We start from the raw sequence: 417 nt of genomic DNA, 5'->3' as shown, positions 1-417 counted from the left end.
TCCGGCAGAAAAGATGGCAGTTCTCGACGTGTCCGCTTACGGGCAAGGTATCTTGTCGCTGTTCCTGATGGATAAGGGCTTGAATAAGCTGTCGGAGCGGACAGTATGGATTGATAAATCTGCTGATACCTTACAGTCCTCTCCTGTTACTTGTTCCCTTCCTCAAACCGTGATGAATCCCGGTCAGTTGTTGACGTATACGCTGGGTGTACCGGACAGCAGTTCCGTGTTTGTTCGTGTGGTCCGGCAGGACAACCTGACATCAGGTCAGGCCTGTACGTCCTTAGCCTGGGGCGGGGAAGTATCCTCCCCGGTACGCTTCCCGCTGCTGGACAATCCTTCGCCCGGCGATCTTGAAGCGGTACGGAACGCATGGCTGATGAGCGCCTCCTTTTCCCTGTTCCGTCCGGAGGTTGT

At 55.2% G+C, this 417-nt stretch carries 1 protein-coding gene; it reads left to right on the top strand.

The genetic code is table 11. The features are described from left to right. Window positions 1-28: 28 nt before the first annotated feature. On the top strand, window positions 29-417 hold a 389-nt coding region (locus WKT12_RS16495; RefSeq protein WP_340320335.1), incomplete at its 3' end, for a hypothetical protein.

The sequence above is a fragment of the Phocaeicola sp. HCN-6420 genome (assembly GCF_037890145.1).
Classification (GTDB): Bacteria; Bacteroidota; Bacteroidia; order Bacteroidales; family Bacteroidaceae; genus Phocaeicola.
The sequence above is the reverse complement of the archived record's forward strand: the minus strand, read 5'-3'. Positions and strand labels throughout refer to the sequence as shown.